At 65.6% G+C, this 18523-nt stretch carries 23 protein-coding genes; 16 read left to right on the top strand and 7 right to left on the bottom strand.

The window, feature by feature from the left end:
• Positions 1–25 precede the first annotated feature (25 nt).
• Genes HV798_RS21260 through HV798_RS21235 form a run of 6 tightly spaced genes read right to left on the bottom strand, consistent with a single transcriptional unit; the run spans position 26 to position 3866 of the window.
• Positions 26–928, bottom strand: a complete 903-nt coding sequence (locus HV798_RS21260; protein WP_003105624.1) for a CBASS oligonucleotide cyclase — start codon at positions 926–928, stop codon at positions 26–28.
• Complete coding sequence (cap7, locus tag HV798_RS21255; protein ID WP_003090159.1) at positions 928–1428, bottom strand: type III CBASS phage resistance system CD-NTase-associated protein Cap7; 501 nt, start codon at positions 1426–1428, stop codon at positions 928–930. The genes HV798_RS21260 and cap7 overlap by 1 nt, the downstream gene beginning before the upstream one ends.
• Complete coding sequence (gene cap8 / locus HV798_RS21250) at positions 1425–1895, bottom strand: type III CBASS phage resistance system CD-NTase-associated protein Cap8 (protein ID WP_003105626.1); 471 nt, start codon at positions 1893–1895, stop codon at positions 1425–1427. The genes cap7 and cap8 overlap by 4 nt, the downstream gene beginning before the upstream one ends.
• Positions 1892–2806, bottom strand: coding sequence for a CBASS system CD-NTase-associated protein Cap6 (cap6, locus tag HV798_RS21245; protein WP_003105629.1), 915 nt, complete (start codon positions 2804–2806; stop codon positions 1892–1894). The genes cap8 and cap6 overlap by 4 nt, the downstream gene beginning before the upstream one ends.
• A gap of 17 nt (positions 2807–2823) precedes the next feature.
• Positions 2824–3399, bottom strand: a complete 576-nt coding sequence (locus HV798_RS21240; protein ID WP_003109777.1) for a PIN domain-containing protein — start codon at positions 3397–3399, stop codon at positions 2824–2826.
• Positions 3396–3866 carry a helix-turn-helix domain-containing protein gene (locus HV798_RS21235; RefSeq protein ID WP_003050245.1) on the bottom strand — a complete coding sequence of 157 codons (471 nt, stop codon included), beginning with the start codon at positions 3864–3866 and terminating at the stop codon, positions 3396–3398. The genes HV798_RS21240 and HV798_RS21235 overlap by 4 nt, the downstream gene beginning before the upstream one ends.
• Before the next feature lie 203 nt (positions 3867–4069).
• Here HV798_RS21235 and HV798_RS21230 point away from each other — a divergent pair, with 203 nt between their 5' ends.
• From HV798_RS21230 to HV798_RS21155, 16 genes are all read left to right on the top strand, one after another.
• Entirely contained in the window at positions 4070–4453 is a 384-nt protein-coding gene (locus HV798_RS21230; RefSeq protein ID WP_003120001.1) for an integrative conjugative element protein, RAQPRD family, read from the top strand.
• Complete coding sequence (locus tag HV798_RS21225; protein WP_003050225.1) at positions 4450–4683, top strand: TIGR03758 family integrating conjugative element protein; 234 nt, start codon at positions 4450–4452, stop codon at positions 4681–4683. The genes HV798_RS21230 and HV798_RS21225 overlap by 4 nt, the downstream gene beginning before the upstream one ends.
• Before the next feature lie 16 nt (positions 4684–4699).
• The gene (locus HV798_RS21220; protein WP_003090173.1) at positions 4700–5059 is read left to right on the top strand and encodes a TIGR03745 family integrating conjugative element membrane protein; all 360 of its coding nucleotides are present in this window, start codon (positions 4700–4702) and stop codon (positions 5057–5059) included.
• A gap of 11 nt (positions 5060–5070) precedes the next feature.
• On the top strand, positions 5071–5469 hold the full coding sequence (locus HV798_RS21215; RefSeq protein WP_003105639.1) for a TIGR03750 family conjugal transfer protein: 399 nt from the start codon (positions 5071–5073) through the stop codon (positions 5467–5469).
• A complete protein-coding gene (locus tag HV798_RS21210; protein ID WP_003105641.1) occupies positions 5466–6158 on the top strand; it encodes a PFL_4703 family integrating conjugative element protein in 693 nt (230 codons plus the stop codon). The genes HV798_RS21215 and HV798_RS21210 overlap by 4 nt, the downstream gene beginning before the upstream one ends.
• A complete protein-coding gene (locus HV798_RS21205; protein ID WP_003105643.1) occupies positions 6155–7066 on the top strand; it encodes a TIGR03749 family integrating conjugative element protein in 912 nt (303 codons plus the stop codon). The genes HV798_RS21210 and HV798_RS21205 overlap by 4 nt, the downstream gene beginning before the upstream one ends.
• On the top strand, positions 7056–8474 hold the full coding sequence (locus tag HV798_RS21200) for a TIGR03752 family integrating conjugative element protein (RefSeq protein WP_020924934.1): 1419 nt from the start codon (positions 7056–7058) through the stop codon (positions 8472–8474). The genes HV798_RS21205 and HV798_RS21200 overlap by 11 nt, the downstream gene beginning before the upstream one ends.
• On the top strand, positions 8455–8904 hold the full coding sequence (locus HV798_RS21195) for a TIGR03751 family conjugal transfer lipoprotein (protein ID WP_003109775.1): 450 nt from the start codon (positions 8455–8457) through the stop codon (positions 8902–8904). The genes HV798_RS21200 and HV798_RS21195 overlap by 20 nt, the downstream gene beginning before the upstream one ends.
• Positions 8904–11795, top strand: coding sequence for a conjugative transfer ATPase (locus HV798_RS21190; RefSeq protein ID WP_175216498.1), 2892 nt, complete (start codon positions 8904–8906; stop codon positions 11793–11795). Before HV798_RS21195 ends, HV798_RS21190 begins: the two co-directional genes overlap by 1 nt.
• Positions 11796–11819: 24 nt before the next feature.
• Positions 11820–12587: a DsbA family protein gene (locus HV798_RS21185; RefSeq protein ID WP_003090202.1), complete on the top strand. Its 768-nt coding sequence runs from the start codon at positions 11820–11822 to the stop codon at positions 12585–12587.
• Between the two features lie 175 nt (positions 12588–12762).
• Positions 12763–13257 carry a JAB domain-containing protein gene (locus HV798_RS21180; RefSeq protein ID WP_003090203.1) on the top strand — a complete coding sequence of 165 codons (495 nt, stop codon included), beginning with the start codon at positions 12763–12765 and terminating at the stop codon, positions 13255–13257.
• 164 nt (positions 13258–13421) lie between these two features.
• A complete protein-coding gene (locus tag HV798_RS21175; RefSeq protein WP_003109772.1) occupies positions 13422–13868 on the top strand; it encodes a TIGR03757 family integrating conjugative element protein in 447 nt (148 codons plus the stop codon).
• An 83-nt stretch (positions 13869–13951) separates the two neighbouring features.
• Positions 13952–14815 carry a TIGR03756 family integrating conjugative element protein gene (locus HV798_RS21170; RefSeq protein ID WP_425265766.1) on the top strand — a complete coding sequence of 288 codons (864 nt, stop codon included), beginning with the start codon at positions 13952–13954 and terminating at the stop codon, positions 14813–14815.
• Positions 14816–14824: 9 nt separating this feature from the next.
• Entirely contained in the window at positions 14825–16219 is a 1395-nt protein-coding gene (locus HV798_RS21165; protein WP_003109770.1) for an integrating conjugative element protein, read from the top strand.
• Positions 16216–16575 carry a hypothetical protein gene (locus HV798_RS21160; protein ID WP_003090212.1) on the top strand — a complete coding sequence of 120 codons (360 nt, stop codon included), beginning with the start codon at positions 16216–16218 and terminating at the stop codon, positions 16573–16575. Before HV798_RS21165 ends, HV798_RS21160 begins: the two co-directional genes overlap by 4 nt.
• Before the next feature lie 13 nt (positions 16576–16588).
• A complete protein-coding gene (locus tag HV798_RS21155; RefSeq protein WP_003090214.1) occupies positions 16589–18109 on the top strand; it encodes a conjugal transfer protein TraG N-terminal domain-containing protein in 1521 nt (506 codons plus the stop codon).
• A gap of 11 nt (positions 18110–18120) precedes the next feature.
• Here the strand turns inward: HV798_RS21155 and HV798_RS21150 are convergent, their stop codons facing one another.
• Positions 18121–18486 carry a DUF3742 family protein gene (locus HV798_RS21150; protein WP_003090216.1) on the bottom strand — a complete coding sequence of 122 codons (366 nt, stop codon included), beginning with the start codon at positions 18484–18486 and terminating at the stop codon, positions 18121–18123.
• Between the last annotated feature and the right edge of the window lie 37 nt (positions 18487–18523).

Below are 18523 nucleotides of genomic sequence, written 5' to 3'. Positions count from 1 at the left end.
GGGACGTGTATGGAAGCCGATGGAATCAGGACAGTGGGAACTTGGGGCCAAACAGTGCGCGCCAGGCGCGAAGCGCTTCGATATTGCGACCACGACGCGCGTGGTCGATGGCGATGCTTGCGTCCTGGCTCGCCTGGAACAGCAGCTGCTGCGCGCGCTGCTTGCGCGCGGCATCCATATCGTTGCTGATCGCCGGGCCAAGTCCGGCGGGATCCGGCCACTCGTCATGAACACGATCGGCAAGCGTGGCAAAGAACGACTGGATCTCGCGATCGAACGATCCTCCCCAGCCGCCGTAAAGACACTCAAGGGCCATTACCTCGATCAGGAACGAGGGCTTCACCGGCTTCTGATCGCCGTGCTTGGGATTGTTGTTCCAGTACTTCACCATGCGCACGAGACCTTTCCACTCATTGCCATAGGCTTGGTGCGCTGCGGTCGCCTTGTCCTTATGGATCTCCGGGTCCGTCTTGATCCACTTTCCGGACGCCGTATCGGGGATCTCATACTGGTCGCCGGTGTCGAATGCGGGCACCGCATCCACGCTGACCACCCGGTAGTCCGTGTTGTCCTCCGCGTCGATGTGAACACCGAAATCCACGTTGATCGAGCGCGCCTGTTTGCGCACGGCCGCCGAACCGTATTTCTCCACCAATGCAGAGTGGAAATCATCCAGCACTACCGATGCGGCCTTGCCGTGGTAATGCTTCTCCGAGTCCTTCAGCACGAAGAAGATGTCGATATCCTTGAGCGGCTTCGTCTTCGTGTATCGAGCATAGGACCCGGTCAGGAAGCTGCGCGCAATGCCGAACTTGGTCTGCAGGTAGTCCCGCACTTCGTTCTGGCGTTGCGAGGCATTCTTCTGTTCGCGTTCGTTGAGTTCCAGACGCGACTTGAACTTGCGAAAAGCTTCATCGATCGACAGCATCAGCGTTGCCTCCAATATCCGGCCTGACCCGCCAGGCCGCTGTGTTCGACAGTCGAGCCTAGGCTCTGCTTGACCATTCCATCCGTCGAGCGATAACTTCCTTTGCTCCACCCCTCCACATCAGGCCGCCCTGGCTTTGTATCGAGCATTAACTTGTACTTGGCCTGCGATGGCAGCAGCCCAGCTTTCTTGATCGCGTACTTCAACTGCTCGGTATCTGTCCAGAAGCTGCCGTCGCCATCGGACCACCCATACACGATGTCGATATCCCATCGGGTCACGAGTTTGTCGGTTGCCGGGTTGTAGATCTCCAGAATCACCTTGCGCAGATCACCGGTCCCGAGCCACGTCTTGATGGCTCGGGTATTGCTCTCCCAGCGATCCGCGAAGTGCTCGGGGTCCAGCCCACTGAGCAGGATGATGTCTTTCAAGCTCTTGAGGATGTTGTCGGTCACATAGGTAACCGAGTGCGTGTACGAGTAGGTGGCGACGGTGCTCATGACTTGAGGAAACCTCCGAGGTCGAGCGACAGCGCTTGTCCAGCATCGGCCTGCGCCTGCGTGGCAATTCCTTGGCTCAAGTCCCGTGCAATGATGCGAGAACTGTGCTTTTTGAGCGCGGTTTGCACCCAGCCGAGCTGCTCCTTCGGACACGGCAGCGAGACTCCCCAGTCTCCCTTCAACGGCTCGAACCCCAAGACTTCTTCGTTGGCATCATCACCATCGATCGCGTCTTCGTCGAAGAGGCAGTAGATCCTGGTCCGTGGTCCATCGCATGTCGCAACGATGGGCGCGCTCTTGGGTGCCTGGTCGGCGATCAAGCTGGCGGCCACGCCCGCCACGGCCCTGAGTTCAGAGCGAGCCGTGCCGTCCTTGCCCTGAGTGAGCAGTTCGACAATGGCATCCCACGTCTGCAACGCATCGCGGTGCGGCGAGCTGCGAAACGTCCGGCTGACAACGGTGGTCATTTTTGCTTCCCTCCTTGAAGGCGCATTTGCGTTGCCTGTCGTATCGCACTGCGCAGGTGCTCTACGGAAAGCTTGTTCGGATCGATAGCCACTTGCGGGTCGGCCGCGAGGGCGTTGGCTACGACCTTGCGAATGGCCCGACCATCCAATCCGACGCACTCGCCAGCGCACGCGTCGAACTGGTGAGCCGAGGAAAGCTTGCCAATCCCCGGAAATGTCTTTGCCAGGCCATTCAGGCAGTCCACCAGGATCTGCTTGCAGGCATCCTTGCCGGGCAGTGGCACCTCCATCACCATGTCGCAACGAGATAGGAAGGCACTGTCGACGGCCTGTGGGAAGTTGCTGGTGGCCACGAACAGCAGATGCGGGTTGCGTTCGGCCAACATGTCCAACTGCACCAACACCGCGTCGGTGGCCCGGTGCACATCAACCGGGTTGGCTTCCAGGCTGAGCTTGGCTCGATCAGCCGCAAGCGTTTCGACCTCGTCCAGAAGGACGATCGTCGGGCCCGCCGCTGCGGATTCTGCGATCGATTGCGAGAACAGGTCTGCCACGGCGCGTTGAGTCTTTCCCATTGCAGAGCTCGTCAGCGTGTGAGGCTCTACTTCCAGCAATCGAAACTTCGCAGAAGAAAAAGATTCGGCCACACGATGCGCCAAGCCCCGTGCCAAGGAGGTCTTCCCAGTCCCCGGCGGGCCGACCAACAAGATCACGCCGTGCAGGGGGAGTACCGTGCGCTCCACCTTGGGGCGCACCGTGAAGTTGACGATCGCCTGTGACAGCAACTGCTTCTTGAGAGCTTCGTCCATGACGATGGAATCCCACAGGGCGCCCAGCGACGTGTCCGGCAGCTTCCAGCTTCGATGGATGCCTTTCGGCAAAGTGGCGTCTGATGAAGGATTCTTGGTCATCCGTGGCTCTCGGCGGGTCAGAGAATGGTGCGATAGGTCGCCAGCACCTTGGTCGTTTGCACAAGGCCCTGGCGCAGCAGGATTTCGAGATAGCGGTCCACCTCGATCGGCGGATGCTTGAGTTGGGCACGCTGGCGCTGCGCAGCCGACACCACGGCGGCCGCGTCCAGATCCAGTAGGTTGTCCACAAACTCATCGGGGTGCTGCGATTCGATGCCGTACGGAGCCAGCAGATCGTTCGGGAAATCCCGTTCGTTGAACGTCACAATCACGCTCGCACCGCAGCGAATCGCCGCAGCCAGGACGTGCCGGTCGTCCGGATCGGGCAATGTCAGGCCTGCCACGAGCGCTTCGTAGCCCTCCACCAAGCCGTCCGGAATTGCCCGGTCCATGAGATCCGACGTCCTGTCGACCTGAACCCGGGTGAGATCGGGGCGGTTGATCAACAGGTTGCGTTTCCACTCCTCATGAATGGCTTGGCTCCACCGCGCCCGGAAGCGGCCAGACAGGCCGAGCCACATCAGGAAATCCCGCAGTGGCGCGGGATATAGAACGCACGCGTCGTAGACGGCGGTGAATGGGGAATGCCTCATTCGTATCCCATTCCCAACTCTTGCGACTGCTGAGCGAGTTCGGCCATCGCCTGCTCACTGGCGCGCTCGCGCGCTTCCTTGTACTGCATCAGATCGGCGAACCTCACCCTGCGGTGCTTGCCGGTGCGATGAAATGCCAACACCCCATCTTCGAGCAGCTTGACGAAATGGGGACGGGACACGTTGAGCAAGTCCGCCGCCTCTTGGGTCGTCAGCTCTGCATGGACGGGCACCACCTTTACTGCATTGCCATCGGCCAACTCGGCCAGGATGTCGACCAGCAGGCGTAAAGCCGAGGTAGGCAGTTCCACCTGATGAGCCTGTTTGTGGTCATCAAAGATCTGGATGTGCTGCGTCTCGAACTGGGTTGCGAGGTAAGCCGCCAAGGCACGTTGACCCTGGACGGCTGCCTTCACCTCTCCCGCGGCGGGAAGGGTCATCTTGGATTGGGCAGTGGCGGTGGTCATGGGTAGCTCCTAAGCGAAAACGGTTGCAGAGCCGATCATATTCGAAATACTCGAAAAACGCAATAATCGAAGCGCGACCCGTGCTTTTGTAGGTTCGCTCGCAGCATGCCCAATCCGGTCGTCCGCCAGTTCCTATTGTTTGCGGCCTGAAACAGCCCTGATCTCCACGATCAACCCATTGCTGATCACACAGGAATGGCGCGATGGTGGCTTCGATCTGGCTGCGCGCCGCGCATCGCGGCGTGCCCACTTTTTTCGTGACGGCCCTCGTGCTGGGCCAGTCCCCGATGGCATTGGCCGAGTCCCCGGCGCAGCGCCAGGAGTTGGTCGCCGCGCTGCGCCAGCTCGACGCGCTGGAACGCACCGTCGCGGACAGCGCCGCGCATGCCCCCATCCAGCCGGGCGAGCGCTACCACTTCGATTACCCACGGCTGCTGGCTGACCTGGCGCGCGTGCGCGCCGGCATCCAGTTCCACCTGACGCCATCACGCGCTCAGCCGCGCGACCCCTCCGAACTGGCCGGCGACTACCGCACCGAGCGGGCCGCTTCGCCATCGCCGAAGACGACTGCGGAGGGCGAGCAATGAACGGCGCCCAGGTCTCGGCATTTCAAGCCAACAGCGGTATCGCGCCTTCCGCGATGGCGACCGTCCTGGTCGGCGTCGTGTTCGCGGTCCTGCTCGTGTGGGGCGTCTGGGCCATCCGAACGGCCTATGTGGGGTGGTCCGAGAGCCGCCTCAACCAGCGCCAGTTCCTCGGCGTCTGCATCCGCTTCGTCGCGATGTACCTCGTCCTGAGTTTCTTCCTCCTGTCCTGACATGAAAGGCCCGACCATGCACAACCGCAACCTCACTTCCCGTTTTGCCCAGCGCGCCGCCGTGGCCCTGGGCGCCGCCGCGCTGCCCGCACTGTCGTTCGCGCAAGGTCTGCCGCAGTTGGAGAACCCGACGCGCGGCACCGGCAACGGCATCATGGAGACCATCCGCAACTACGGCTACGACATCATCATGCTCGTGGCCCTGCTGGTGGTGGCGTCGATGTTCATCGGCGTCTGCTACCACGCCTACGGCACCTACGCGGAGATCCACACCGGCCGCAAGACGTGGGGCCAATTCGGCCTCACGGTCGCCATCGGCGCCGTGCTGCTCGTGATCGGCATCTGGCTGCTCACCGAAGCCACCGGCATCCTGTAAGCGAGGCCGGTATGTCCGAGCAGCAGCACGTCCGTGCGGACGGGACGGTCACGTTCCTTCCGCACCGGCTCAACCGCCATCCCGTGGTCGTGCGCGGCCTCACCGCCGACGAGCTGTGGATCTGCTGCGGCCTGTCCGGCGCGGCCGGCCTGCTGGTCGGCGCGCCGCTTTCGTGGGTGTTCCGCACGATCGCCATCGCACCGACGTTCGTTGTCCTGGGCGTGGCCTTGGGCGTGTTCATCGGCGGCGGCATCCTGCGCCGCCTCAAGCGTGGGCGCCCCGACACCTGGCTGTATCGACAGTTGCAGTGGCGCATCGCAACGCGCCATCCGCTGATGGCCGGCTGGGTGGGCGGCCACGTGCTGATCTCGCGCTCGGGCTTCTGGTCCACCCGCAGGAGCATGCGATGAGCCGCTTCAAGAACGAGATCGCCCACCTGCAGGCGCACATCAAGACCTTGCGCCTGGGCGCGGGCGCGCTGGTCATTGTCGCCCTGGTCATGGGCGGCGGCTGGTGGAGCGCGCCGCGCGACCTGACCATCCACGTCCCGCCCGACCTGCGCTCTGGCAGTACCCGCAAGTGGTGGGAAGTGCCGCCCGAATCGGTCTATGCGTTCACGTTCTACGTGTTCCAGACGCTGAACCGCTGGCCGACCAATGGCGAAGAAGACTACTCGCGCAACCTCCATACGCTCTCGCCGTACCTCACCCCGTCCTGCCAGGCCTTCCTGCGGGCGGACTATGACTACCGCCGCTCCACGGGCGAGCTGCGTCAGCGCGTGCGCGGCATCTACGAGATTCCCGGCCGCGGCTATGGCGACGACCCCACGGCGCGCGTGCGCACCGTATCCGATCGCGACTGGGTGGTGACGCTGGACATCACGGCGGACGAGTACTACGGCGCCGAGCAGGTCAAACGCGCCCTGGTGCGCTATCCGATCAAGGTCACGCGGGTGGACGTCGATCCCGCCCGCAACCCGTTCGGCCTGGCGCTGGACTGCTACGAAGGCGCGCCCCAGCGCATCAGTGCACCGGAGCCGGCGCGCCCGGCGCCGAGTGACCTGAATCCGCAAGCGCCTCAAGGAGGAAACACCCCATGAAGCATCCTGTACTCGCGCTGCTGGGGCTACTGGCCGTGGCCGCGGCACCCGTCGCCCAGGCGGTGGAGATCCTGCGTTGGGAACGCATGCCACTGGCAGTGCCGCTGAAGGTCGGTCAGGAACGCATCGTATTCATCGACCGGAACGTGCGCGTGGGCGTGCCCGCAGGCGTGGGCAAACGCCTGCGCGTGCAGAGTGCGGGCGGCGCGGTGTACCTGCGTGCCAGCGAGCCGATCGAGCCCACGCGGTTGCAACTGCAGGACGCCGACACGGGCGCGCTGATCCTGCTGGACATCGCAGCCGAACCGCCCAAGGACGGGGAAGCCGAGCTGGAGCCGGTGCGCATCGTCGAGGGTGACAGCGCACCGGGACGCTATGGCGAGCAGGCCGACAGTGCCGAGGCCCCGGCACGCGCCCAGGGCCAGGCAGGTGCGCGGACCGCGCGGCGCGAAACTCCGGTCCCTGTCGTGCTGACGCGCTTCGCCGCGCAGAACCTCTACGCACCGCTGCGCACCGTCGAGCCGCTTCCGGGCGTCATGCGGGTCAACCTTCCCCGCGACCTCGACCTGGACACACTGATGCCAACGCTGCCGGTGCGCGCGGCCGTGCTCGCGTCGTGGCGCCTGGAAGACCAATGGGTGACTGCCGTGCGCCTCACCAACACCGGCGCCGACTGGGTCGCGCTCGACCCGCGCGTGCTGCAAGGCGATTTCCTCACCGCCACCTTCCAGCACGAGGCGCTGGGCCCGCGCGGCACGACCGAGGACACGACCGTGCTGTACCTGGTCACGCGCGGCCGCGGCCTCGCGCAGTCGCTGCTGCCGGCGATTCACCGCTTCGACCCTGCCGTGCATCTGCCGCAGCCGGACGGCGACGAGAACGCCAAGGAGGCCCGCCATGCGCAGTAACGGCCTGCTCAAGTGGCTGATGATCCCTGTCGCCATCCTGGTGCTGTTCGCCGGTATCCGGCTGTTCTCGGGTGGAGGCGGCACGGCGCCACCCGTGGCGGACAACGGCGCCCAGCTCACGCCCGAGGAAATGAAGGCGCTGGGCATCGAAGGCGACACCCCGCGCGACACCGTGGCGACGCTCGTTGCCCAAGTGAAGCAGTTGCGCACCGAGCTTCAGACCGCGCTCTCGGACAACAAGTCGCAGCGTGAAGAGAACCAGCGGCTGCGCCAGCGCGAGAACTCCATCGACCAGCGCATCAACTCGGCGCTCGAATCCGAGCGGTCCAACCTGCGCCGCGACCAAGAGCAGGCGGCCAGCGCGCGCCAGCAGACCGAAGGGCTGCTCGCCGACCTGCAGCGGCGCCTGGACAGCATCGGCGGGCGCGGCGGCGGCCATGCGGACCTGCCCGTGGGCCTGGGGCTGCAGGGCGGCGACGAGGCCGGCATGGAGGGCGGCGTGCGGTGGGTCGAGCCGGACGACGCAAAGCCCGCCGAGGGGCGCAACGGGGGGCGTGGCGCGAGCGGCGGCATGAGCTTCCCCACGAGCTTCGGCCCGGCGCAGAGCACGCTCGAAACCACCGCTGAAACCGTGGCCAACGCGGGCGCCCGCGCCGCCGGGGTCAAGAATGCCAAGCCGGTCTATACCGTGCCGACCAACTCGACGCTAATGGGATCGGTGGCGATGACGGCCCTGATCGGCCGCGTGCCGATCGACGGCACGGTCAACGATCCCTATCCGTTCAAAGTTCTGGTCGGGCCGGACAACCTGACCGCCAATGGCATCGACATTCCCGACGTGGCCGGCGCCGTGTTCAGCGGCACCGCCTCGGGCGACTGGACGCTCTCGTGCGTGCGAGGTCAGGTGCGCAGCATCACGTTCGTCTTCAACGACGGCACGATTCGCACGATCCCCGAAGACCGCGAGGGCAACCAGCAGAACAACCAACAGCGCGACGGCTTGGGCTGGATCAGCGATCCCCACGGCATTCCTTGCGTCAGCGGCGAGCGGCGCAGCAACGCCCAGCAATACCTCGGCTCGCAGGCCCTGATCACCGCGGCCGGTGCCGGTGTGGCCTCGCTCATCGAGAGTGGCAGCGGCCGCATGTCCTATGTCGGCTCGGACGGCTCCATCGGCACCGTGGGCATCACCGGCCAAGAAGCGGTCGGCCAGATTCTCGCGGGCGGTGTCCGGGACATGTCGGCCTGGGTCAACAAGCTCTACGGCCAAGCCTTCGCCGCCGTCTATGTCCAACCCGGCGCCAAGGTTGCCGTCCACCTCGAAAAGCCGCTCGCCATCGACTTCGATCCCGAAGGCCGCAAGGTCGATCACCGCGCAGGAGAAAGCCATGCCCTTGAACTTGACTAACCTGGCCCGTGGCCTAGCACTGGCCCTCGCCGTCGCGGTGCTCGCCGGCTGCGCCACCAGCAAGGAAAAGCTGTTGACCCACGGTGACCGCACGATGATGGACATCTGGCAGCAGGAGGCCGGCGACGGCGGTGGCGCAGCCGGACGGAACGCCGGCCGCCAGTTGCTCGATGCGCGCCAGAGCCTGCGTCGGCCCCTGACCGACGCCGACGTGCAGGCCGCACCTGTCGAGCAGATGCGCTACACGCGCACCGCGCGCAATGAGGTTCACCGCCAGTTCCAGCGTCTGCCCAATCCCGATCTCGTGATGTACGTGTACCCGCACCTGGCCGGCACCGACCCCGTTCCCGTGCCGGGCTACACGACGGTTTTCCCCTTGTACCAGCGCGTGCAGTACGCGATGCCTGGCGAGAGGACGGAGGACTACTGATGCGGTGGAAACTTCCATGGCCGAAGCTGGCTGCCGTCAGCGCCGAAGACACCGCCGCCGACGAGCAGCCGGACGGCTGGCAGCGCCACGTCGAGGCCTTGCAGCAAGCCGGCATCCCCGAACCCGGCGCCGCGGTCCAGGGCCGCAAGCCGGCGACCGTGGCCGACGAGCAGGCGCTGTACGACGTCGCACCGTCCTTCGTGGAACTGCTGCCCTGGGTGGAGTTCTTGCCCGAGTCGAAATCGATGCTCCTGGAGGACGGCCAATCGGTGGCCGCCTTCTACGAGCTGGTGCCGCTGGGCACCGAAGGCCGGGAACCCGGCTGGCTCGCGCATGCCCGCGACGCCCTGGAAAACGCGCTTCAGGACAGCTTCGATGAACTGGACGAGAACCCGTGGGTGCTCCAGCTCTATGCCCAGGACGAACCGAGCTTCGACCAGTACATGCAGACCTTGCGCGATTACGTGCAGCCACGTGCGCGCGGCTCGGCGTTCACCGAGTTCTACCTGCGCTTCTTCGGCCACCACCTGCGCGCTGTGGCCAAGCCCGGCGGCCTGTTCGAGGACACGGTGGTCACGCGGCTGCGCTGGCGCGGCCAGACGCGGCGCGTGCGCATGGTGGTGTACCGCCGCGCGAGCGGACAGGGACAGGCAAACCGCCGCGGCCAGACACCCGAGCAGATGCTGGGCATCGTCTGCGACCGCCTGTGCGGCGGCCTGGCGAACGCCGGCATCCAGGCCCGGCGCATGGTCGCGGCCGACGTCCACGACTGGCTGCTGCGGTGGTTCAACCCGCGCCCCACGCTGCTCGGGCCTGGGGTGGAGGACCGGGAGCGCTTCTACGCGTTGGCGCGCTATCCGGACAGTACCGAGGAAAGCGAGGCCGGCGAGATCGAGCTGGCGAGCGGGCGGGATTTCAGCCAGCGGCTGTTCTTTGGGCAGCCGCGCTCGGACGTGGCGCAAGGGGCCTGGTACTTCGACGGCATGCCGCACCGCGTGCTGATCACCGACCGGCTGCGCATGCCGCCCGGCACCGGGCACCTGACCGGCGAGACCCGCAAGGGGGACGCGATCAACACGCTGTTCGACCAGATGCCCGAGGACACCTTGATGTGTCTCACCATGGTGGCCACGCCGCAGGACGTCCTCGAATCGGACCTCAACCATCTGGCGAAGAAAGCTGTGGGCGAGACGCTGGCGTCGGAGCAGACGCTCAAGGACGTGCATGAAGCCCGCTCCCTGATCGGCAGCGCGCACAAGCTCTACCGGGGCACTCTGGCGTTCTACCTACGCGGGCGCGACGAGGCGGAACTGGATCGGCGCGGCCTGGACCTCGCGAACGTGATGCTCAACGCCGGCCTGCAGCCGGTGCGCGAGGACGACGAGGTGGCGCCGCTCAACAGCTACCTGCGCTGGCTGCCGTGCTGCTACAACCCCGGCAAGGACCGGCGCCGGTGGTACACGCAACTGATGTTCGCCCAGCACGCGGCGAACCTGTCGCCAGTATGGGGCCGCGCCCAGGGCACGGGGCATCCCGGCATCACGATGTTCAATCGCGGCGGCGGCCCGATTACGTTCGACCCCTTGAACAGGTTGGATCGGCAGATGAATGCCCATCTGTTTCTATTTGGCCCCACCGGCTCGGGGAAGTCCGCCACGCTCAACAACCTGCTGAACCAGGTGACGGCCATCTACCGGCCGCGGCTTTTCATCGTGGAAGCCGGCAACAGCTTCGGCCTGTTCAGCGACTTCGCCAGGCGCCTGGGCCTGACCGTGAACCGGGTCAAGCTGGCCCCCGGATCGGGCATCAGCCTGGCGCCGTTCGCCGACGCACGCCGGCTGATCGAAACGCCCAGCGACGTACAGACGCTCGATGCCGACGCGCTGGACGAAGACCTGCCCCCCGATGCCTCGGCCATGGAAGCGGACGAGCAGCGCGACGTGCTGGGCGAACTGGAGATCACAGCGCGGCTGATGATCACGGGCGGCGAAGACAAGGAAGAAGCGCGGATGACGCGGGCCGACCGCTCGCTGATCCGCCAGTGCATCCTCGACGCCGCCGAACATTGCGTGGCCGAAAAGCGCACCGTGCTCACGCGCGACGTGCGCAACGCGCTGCGCGCCCGTGGCCAGGACCCGACGCTGCCCGAGATGCGGCGCGTGCGGCTGCTGGAGATGGCGGACGCGATGGACATGTTCTGCCAAGGCACGGACGGCGAGATGTTCGACCGTGACGGCACGCCGTGGCCCGAGGCCGACATCACGCTGGTCGATCTGGCGACCTATGCCCGCGAGGGCTACAACGCGCAGCTCTCCATCGCCTACATCAGCCTGATCAGCACGGTGAACAACATCGCCGAGCGCGACCAGTACCTGGGCCGGCCGATCGTCAACGTGACCGACGAAGGTCACATCATCACCAAGAACCCGCTGCTCGCGCCCTATGTCGTGAAAATTACAAAAATGTGGCGCAAGTTGGGCGCCTGGTTCTGGCTGGCGACGCAAAACATCGACGATCTGCCGCGCGCCGCAGAGCCCATGCTCAACATGATCGAGTGGTGGGTGTGCCTGTCGATGCCGCCGGACGAAGTGGAGAAGATCGCCAGGTTCCGCGAACTCTCGCCGGCGCAGAAGGCGCTGATGCTCTCCGCACGCAAGGAAGCGGGCAAGTTCACCGAGGGCGTCATCCTCTCCAAGAGCATGGAAGTGCTGTTCCGCGCCGTGCCGCCAAGTCTCTACCTCGCGCTCGCGCAAACCGAGCCCGAGGAGAAGGCAGAACGCTACCAGCTCATGCAGCAGCACGGCGTCAGCGAGCTGGATGCCGCCTTCAAGGTGGCTGAGAAGATCGACGGGGCACGTGGCATCGAGTCGCCGACCCTGGACCTGCCCTGAATCTGCCGTACACCGGAGAACGCCATGGAACAGAAACGCCCATCCATTCCGATGCAGGTACAGGCGTTCCGCCGTCGGCGCTGGAGGCTCAGCTGGCCCTGGGTGTTGGCCGCCGTGCTGGTAGCGCTGCTGCTGATCTGGCTCGTGTCCCGCTATTCTGGCAAGTCCACTCCCCAGACTTCAACGCCGGTCAGCGTGACGCAGGTGGCCGGGCCTCCGTGGCAGATGGGAAATCCGGAAGGGCGTTTCACGCTGACGCTCTACGCGGACCTCGAATGCCCGTTCTGCCGATCCTATTTCCCAGTGCTCAAGCGTTGGGTGGCCGGCAACGCGGACGTGGCCTTGCAATGGCACCACCTCCCGTTGGCCGCGCATGAGCCGGCCGCGTCTGCCGAAGCGAGCCTGGCGGAGTGCGCCGGCGAATCTGGCGGCCATGCCGCCTTCTGGCAGGCTGTCGAGTGGGTCTATGCCCACACGCGCAGCGACGGCCAGGGCTTGCCCGAGGACCTGCGGTACCCCGACCTTACGCCAGCCATCGAGCAGTGTCTGGCGAGCGAACGGCCCGAGGCGCCGATCCGCACCCAGACGGCGGAAGCCACGAGCAGCGGCGTGACCGCCACGCCGTCGCTGCGGCTGCACGATCGCGAAACCGGCAAGGCGATCCTACTGCAGGGTCCGATCGAGGGCGATGCCTTGCTGTCGGCCATGGACATGCTCGCGGCCGGCGATCCCGCCGCCACACCTACTACATCGGAAATGCCTGCCGACGTCGTCGGCGACATGCCCAGGTAGCCCCGGTCTTCAAGGCTACGGCGCAGTCCACTGCGCTGACCGAAACCCGTTCGCCTCGCATCCTGGCCGCGAACGATCACCGCTGCCGCGGTGATGGATGCACCTTGTTCGTTCCCCAGGAGGGCTTGCCCTCCCAGGGCGCGCGCCCTCCGATCTCACCGTCTGGAGGTTCGCCATGTCTTTCGTCGTCAATGACTCCTGCCTGGAGTCGCTTTCCGCCATCGCTGCCCAACACGAGGACTGGATCATCCAGCAAGCCATTGCACTGCTGGAGAAGCGGGTTTTCAAAGCGGGTGCGAAACTCCTCGACCCCACGGCCGTGCGCGACTACCTGCGCGTGAAGCTGGTCGCCGAGCCCAATGAGATATTCGCCGCGGTGTTCCTGGACAGCATGCACCAGGTGCTGGCCTACGAGCCGTTGTTCAGGGGCACGATCAACTCGACTTCGGTCTATCCGCGTGTCGTCGTGCAGCGTGTGCTGGAGTTGAAGGCCGCCGCGGTGGTCTTCGCGCACCAGCACCCCTCGGGCATTTCCGAGCCGTCGAGCGCGGATCGCATGCTGACCCAGCAACTGCAGGCCGCGCTGGCGCTCATCGATGTGCGGGTACTGGACCACATCATCGTCGGCCAGGGTGCCCCGTTCTCCTTTGCGGAGTCCGGCCTGCTGTAAGGGTTGCACTGCTTCGTTGATCAGCGCGGAGGCTTCGGCCTCCGCTTTTTTCTTTGCGGCGACGCAAGCAGGTATGCGGGGTGGCCGCGATGCGCATTGTTTGTTGGGGCCGCCTGGGGTTCGGCGTTTGACTATGGCCCTGATCAACTTCCGGGGCACATGACATGCCAGCAGCTTTTACCCGGTTCGCACCAGGCTGGCGAACCCTTGGCCTGGCCGTGGCGCTGCCGACGTCTCTGGCGGTGTTCAGCCCGGCCACCTTCGCCGCCGACGTGGTGGTCGTCACCGACAGCCGCCACCCGGTCAAGACCATGGGCGGCGAGCGACTGATCGAGTTGGGCGAAACGCCCCGGATCGAGGCCGAGCTTTCCGCGAATCTTCCAGCCGACCCTGAGCGGGCAGCAGCCATCGTCCGGCAACGCCTGAAGCAAGGCGGCACCGATCTTCAGCGCCGCATCGGCACCGCCTACCAGGGCGTCACCGACGCATGGAGTTTGGGTGTCACGACCATCCCGGCCGTCGTGGTGGATCAACGCTTTGTGGTCTATGGCGAGCCGGACGTGGCCCGGGCCGTCGCGCGCATCGAGCAACACCGGAGGACGCAGCCGTGACCCATCGCCCATTCGACCTGCTGCGCCGCCTGCGCGTCGCCGTGGCCTCGCTGCTGCTGATCAGCGCCACGGGCAGCTACGCCTTGAACACCGCCACCATCGTGTCCTCCGTCATGTCGCCGGACTGCCTGGAGTACCGGGTGGTGGGCATCTGCTACTGGCTCTACTGCACCTGGACGGGCTGCACGGTGCGCACATCCACCAAGGTCCGGCACTACGTGCCCGATGCGGTCGTCTCCAGCTACAGCAACACCGGAGAGAACCCCTGGGTCGAGGTGCAGGCGATGAGCACGCCCAACCCATCCGCACAGGCAGGTGGGGATGGGACCACGAACGAAGACCACGAAAACAACCTCGCCAAATTCAAGAACAGCGATGTCATCGGCCATCCTGGCGGCGAGGTATTCAACCAGTTCGCATCGTCGTCGGGCTATTTCTGCCAAGGCGCGGGCACGGCCTTCATGCCGTATCTACTCAGCACCCTGGACACGCTGGCTTGGCGCTACAACGTGCCTGAAATGGCCTACCCGGAGGCGTTGATTCCGGGCATGCGCGAGGTCGGTGCGCGCACCACGATGAACCTCTGGGGCAATGTCTATCCGCGCGGCGGCTTCCTGCATCAGACCGATGACTACAAATCCGGGGCCGTCGTGGCCCAGCGCGCCGGTGATGTCGTCACGCGCCGCGGGCAGATCCACGTGTACCAGCCGCTGCTTGCCAACGCCCGCGACGGCTACTGGCCGGCCGGCGCGCTGATGGAGGGTGATGCCTCTACGGGCAAGTGGCAGGAGCTGACGCCGCGCCTGTCCAACACCTGCGTGGTGTTCCCGCACAGCGGCACGCTGACCCAGGCCCAACAAGGCGACTACGCCTGGGCGCTGTGGCGTCCCTATGCGTGCTGCGAACGCCGCGGGCAGGTGTTCCTGGGCAGCGTCGATTTCCTCTGAGGTGCCACGATGAAGCGTCCTGAATCGATGAACCTTTCCGCCAAGGCGTGCCGCCTGCTGCGCCCGAAGGCGCTGGCCGGCCCGCTCGCTCTGGTCTGCGGCCTGGCGTGGGCGCAGGTCGGATACCAGAACAGCGGCCCCGTCCTCGGCGATGACGTCATGTACTCGATCGGCGGTGGCAGTGCGGTGTCCATGGGCCGCGCGGCCGGCATGCGCTCCATCGGGGTCGGCGTGGGGTGGAACAGCAACCTGATCTGCGGCGACATGAGCATCCAGACCACGCTGCGCAATCAGCTCAACGGCATCACGAACGGCTTTCAGCAGATCATGAGCAACGTGATCCAGAGCGCGACCAGCGCGGTTGCATCGCTGCCGGCGCTGATCATTCAGCGCGCCGATCCGGGCCTGTACAACCTGCTGACCAACGGCGTGCTGCAGGCGCGGCTGGACTTCGACCGCTCCAAGCTGACGTGCCGCGCCATGGCGGAGAAGATGGCCGAGACTGCGGGTGGCCAGCTTGGCTGGAGCCAGATGGCCGAAGGCATGGCCTTGCGTGACGCGGTTGGCAGCAACGATGCCGTGTCGGCCGTCGAGCAGGCCGAGACGCGCCGCGGCAACGACGGCCTTCCCTGGGTGGGCGGCAGCAATGCCGGTGGCGCAGGCCAGTCCGCCATCCGCGTGGTCGGCGACGTCACCCGCGCGGGCTACAACCTGGTCAACGGGCGCGGCGTGACGGACACATCCTCCATCGCGTCCACCAGTTGCGCGAGCCTGTCCTGCCAGACCTGGACGTCGCCGCAGCAGGCGACCGAATGGGCCACCCGGGTCCTCGGGGAACAGGTGCAGCGCACGTGCGATTCCTGCACCAAGACCGAGACGGTGCCCGGCGTCGGGCTGACGCCGCTGATCCAGGAGGAGTACGAAGCCAAGCTGGAAGTCTTGCAGGAACTGGTTTCCGGCGTGCGCAACACCACCTTCGAGAACTTGCGCGAGGCCGGCAGCACGTCGCTGCCGATCACGCGCGGCGTCATCGAGGCGCTGCGCGACGAGCCGGACCAGGACCTGCTGGCGCGGCGCCTCGCGTCCGAGGTGGCGCTTTCGTCGGTGCTGGAGAAGGCACTGCTGCTCCAGCGCACGCTGCTCACCGGCAAGAAAGAGCCCAACGTGGCAGCCAACGAGTTGGCAGTCGAGGCCGTGAACCACGAGAGCGACACGCTCGACCGGGAGATCCGCAACCTCAAGACCGAACTTGAACTGCGGCGCGAGCTGGCGAACAACTCGCCGATGGCCATCATCCAGCGCCATGGCACGCGCGCGGCAGGCTCGCGCGGCATCTATGAGGGCGATCCGGTGCCCGACCGCCTCGACCAGTTGCAGAAGGGCAATCCGGGAGGCCGGCCATGAGCGCGGAGCGCATGGCCTGGCGCCCCTTGCGCTGGCTCATCAGCCGGCGTGCGGCGAAAGCACTGCTGTGGGCGGCCGTGATCGTCGCCGCTGCGGTGGGCGCCAACATCGCCGGCATCTATCTCGTTGGCAGCGTGGCCGGCTGGGAGCGGTGGCTCGCGGCCGCATCGGGCTACTTCTTCGTGTGGCGGTTGTTCCTGTACGGGGCGACGGCCTGCGGCTGGGTCTGGATGCGGCGGCGGCTGCTGGCGCGCGAGGACAGCACGCTGGCCCGACGCCGGCTGATTCGCGCTGAGGTCGCCGGCATTGTTGCCATCGTGGCGCTGGAAGCCAGCCTGTTGATGCAGGCCGCTTGAGGGGATCGAGGCCATGACGCTTTTCACGACCGACTACCTGGAGTACTACCTAACCCTCGTGTCCTGGATCGTCAACAACGGCATCTGGGCGGTCCTCGTATCCAGCGGGGTATTCGCGCTGCCTTTCGTCGCCATCATCGTGCAGGAGTGGTTGAAGGCCCGTGCGGAAGGCGCCGACGAGGGCAACAAAGGCGTGCTGAGCGCCGCCCGCATCGAGAACCGGGTCTTCGTCGCCATCGTGGTGGTGATGTTCGCCGGCATTCCGTTCATCGACGTGGACCTGAACACCATCCAGTACGACAGCTCGCGCTCGGCCCAGTGCCAGGTCAGCGTGGCGCAGCCCGGGGATACCGGCTGGTCGCAGTCCTTCAGCACCATCAACAACCAGTCGGCGAAGGTGCCGGTGTGGTGGGCGTTCATGCACGCGCTCTCGCGCGCCGTCACGGGCGCTTCGGTGGCAGCGATCCCGTGCGGCACGGACCTGCGGCAGATGCGCATGGAGATCGACGCTACGCGCATCGATGACCCGGTGCTGGCTCAGGAAGTAGCGGATTTCTCGCGGGATTGCTATGGGCCTGCACGGGCCAAATTGTTCATGCAGCGCCCTCAGCTCGATGAGCAGCAGATGCACGACGTGACCTGGATCGGATCGCGGTTCTTCACCGACACGAACGGCTACTACGACACATACCGTTCCAGCACCCCACGCGAGGACTGGCCCTATGACAGCACCCGCGACGCAGGGCTTGCGCAGGTGGCCAGCGGTGGCGGCTACCCGACCTGCCGCCAGTGGTGGAGCGATGGAAGTAACGGCCTGCGGGCACGCCTGCTGGGTCAGGTGGACCCGAGCCTGTTGAGTCGCCTGGCGGGCTGGGCCGGGTTCCTGAGCCGGGCCGAGGTGGACGACTCGGTGATCCGAGCCATCGCGTCACCGCGGCAGCAGAAGTTGAACCAGGGCAGCGTCTATACGGACTACGGAGGCCAGATCGACAAGACCTTGCCGAACATCGTGACACGGGCCACGGGAGACGTTGGGATGGCCGTCGGCGCGATTGCCGCGTTTCCCGCCATGGACGTCGTGAGACAGTCTCTACCCATGGTCCTCGCCTTGCTCAAGATGGCGCTGGTCATCTGCATCCCGCTCGTGCTGGTCGTGGGCACCTATGACCTGAAGACGGTCGTCACGGTCAGCGTCGTGCAATTCGCGCTGTTCTTCGTGGATTTCTGGTTCCAGCTCGCTCGCTGGATCGACAGCACTATCCTCGATGCGCTCTATGGCTGGGGCTTTGGCTGGAACCGGCCACACACGAACTTCGACCCGCTGGTGGGGCTGAACAATGCGTTCGGCGACATGCTCTTGATGTTCGTCGCGGGCACGATGTTCCTGGTGCTGCCAGGATTCTGGCTGGCAAGCCTGACCTGGGTTGGAATTCGGGCGGGACATGCCATTCAGGGGTTGTCGGACGGCAGCAAGAGCGCCGGCCAAGCCGGGGGCAAGGGGGCTGGGGCACTCACGGGAGGCAAGCTGAAGTAGCCCGGAGTCCGTCAGTCGTCGGTGTACAACTCGTGCGACGTATCGTTGTACAGATTGGGATCGTAGCCCGGTGTCTTGCGCAGTTCTGTGAGATCGGTGAAAGGCCACTCGTCCTCGTCAGAGGTATTGGCAGCAGCAGCCCACGCCGCCGCCACGACGCCCAACAACACGAGTGCGAACCAAAAAGCAACGTAGAGCAGCAATCCCACCACAGACAGCTTGACCACCCACACGAGCGCGGTGGCAACGGCCGCCGGCACCCCCTTGGACACCAACCAGTTCGACGCCCGACGTTCGCCGCGCGCGTAGGCGCGCCATCCGCGGCCAAAGGTGCGGCCGAGGCGTTCTGCGGTGCTGATGCGGGTCGTGGTGTTCATGGTCGTCTCCTGCTACAGAGGGATGCCTATTCCAGTT

The organism is Achromobacter deleyi (assembly GCF_902859705.1).
GTDB lineage: Bacteria > Pseudomonadota > Gammaproteobacteria > Burkholderiales > Burkholderiaceae_B > Achromobacter > Achromobacter deleyi.
Note: the sequence above shows the minus strand (reverse complement) of the source record. Positions and strands in the feature narration are given on the sequence as shown.